This window comes from Flavobacterium oncorhynchi, from assembly GCF_002217355.1.
Classification (GTDB): Bacteria; Bacteroidota; Bacteroidia; order Flavobacteriales; family Flavobacteriaceae; genus Flavobacterium; species Flavobacterium oncorhynchi.
Map to the genome: position 1 here is coordinate 1 of NZ_MUHA01000043.1, position 2,038 is coordinate 2,038.

The window sequence follows — 2,038 nt, forward strand, 5'->3', positions numbered from 1 at the left end:
TTTTTTTTTTTTTTTTTAATTTAAATCGGCTCCAAATAAGGGAGTTGTGGTTTTAATTTTATATTTTCGCGGCAAAATTAAAAATAATTTTTATGAGTAAAAAACTACCATCAGCATTTAATGTTTTAAGAAAAATACTTTATTTTTTTATTTTATTTAATTCTTTTTTTTTGTATTCACAGGCTACTGTAGTCGCAAATCCCACTAATGCTCAAATTAATTCAGCACTCAATGGTCCAGGAATTGTTATCACTGGAGGTACTTTGAGTGGTGCTGCGCCTATTGCGACTGTAAGGGCTAATCAAGTAGCTACATTTACAAATGGAGTTGCTGGAGCAGGATTAGGACTGCCAAGTGGAGCTTATTTTTCTACTGGAAATGCCCCTTTTGAATTGGCGAATAAAAACACAGGAACTCAAAATACTTTTACTCCAGCAAATGGTGTTACGCTATCGGATACTAATTTATCTACAATTGATGCAACAGCTACACGAGATTTAGTTTCGTATTCGTTTACAATTACATTAGGGCCTACTATTTCGGGTTTAAAAATTGGATATCAATTTGGTTCAGAGGAGTATCCTGATTATGTAGGGTCATCCTATGACGATGCATTTGGTTTTTTTGTTACTGGTCCTGGAATTGCAGGTACGCTAAATATGGCAACGCTACCAAATGGTAACGCGACATCAATTAATAAGGTAAATTCAGGAGTACCCGGTAATAGTGGTTTTCCACCAATTGCGGCTTATGATGGTACACAATCTGCTCTATATATTAATAATGGGCATACGACTACGGTTTCAGGAGGCAGATACATTACAAATCCTCAACCTCAACCAGGTCCTTTTCCAGTTTTTGTAGAGTTCAATGGTTTGACAAAGTTGATAACCAGGAATGTTACGGGTTTGACTCCAGGCGGTACTTATACTTTTAAGGTTGTTATTGCAGATGCTGGCGATTCGACGCTAGATTCAGGTGTTTTTATTGACTTAATAGAAGGTATAATAGATGCGGATTTAGCAGTAACAAAAGCTGCAAGTAGCTTGTCTCCACGAGTGGGTTGTGATGTTATATTTACATTAACAGCTAATAATACTGGCCCTAGTAATTCAACGAATACAAAAGTTACAGATTTATTGCCTTCGGGATATACGTTTGTATCTGCCACGCCTTCTGTTGGAACTTATAATTCAGTAACTGGCGTTTGGGATGTTGGATTGTTAAATATTGGAGCTACGCCGACTTTGTCGATAGTTGCTACTGTAAATCCGTCGGGTGTTTATTCAAACACGGCAACTATAGCATCGGCCGATATTCTCGATACAAATGCAACGAATAATTCATCTTCTGTAACCCCAGTCCCTACAGCTGCTGTTGTTGCAACCAATACCACAAGCACGGCTTCTATTTGTGAGAATACCACCAAAGCATTATCAGCTACACCAGCAGGGGGAACTTGGACTGTAGTTTCAGGAGGCGGAACGATTTCAGGAACGACTTATACACCAGCAGATGTTGCTGCAGATACTTCGGTAACGGTTCGTTATACTGTTGCAGCAGTAGGATCATGTCCTGCTACAACTTCGGATGCTATCTTTACCGTTAATGCATTTTCAGGAACGGCAACCAATACCACAAGCACGGCTGCTATTTGTGAGAATGCAACCAAAGCATTATCAGCTACACCAACAGGGGGAACTTGGACTGTAGTTTCAGGAGGCGGAACGATTTCAGGAACGACTTATACGCCTGCAAATGTTGCTGCAGATACTTCGGTAACAGTTCGTTATACAGTTGCAGCCAATGGATCATGTGCAGCAACAACATCAGACGTAATCTTTACGGTAAACCCATTCTCAGGAACGGCAACCAATACTACAAGCACGGCTTCTATTTGTGAGAATACCACCAAAGCATTATCAGCTACACCGGCAGGGGGAACTTGGACTGTAGTTTCAGGAGGCGGAACGATTTCAGGAACGACTTATACGCCTGCAAATGTTGCTGCAGATACTTCGGTAACGGTTCGTTATAC

The 2,038-nt window shown here is 40.2% G+C and carries 1 protein-coding gene; it reads left to right on the plus strand.

What is annotated here, in order from left to right:
* Positions 1-92 precede the first annotated feature (92 nt).
* Positions 93-2,038, plus strand: a 1,946-nt coding sequence (locus B0A75_RS20155) for a DUF11 domain-containing protein (protein ID WP_123872427.1), incomplete at its 3' end; no start/stop codon positions are given.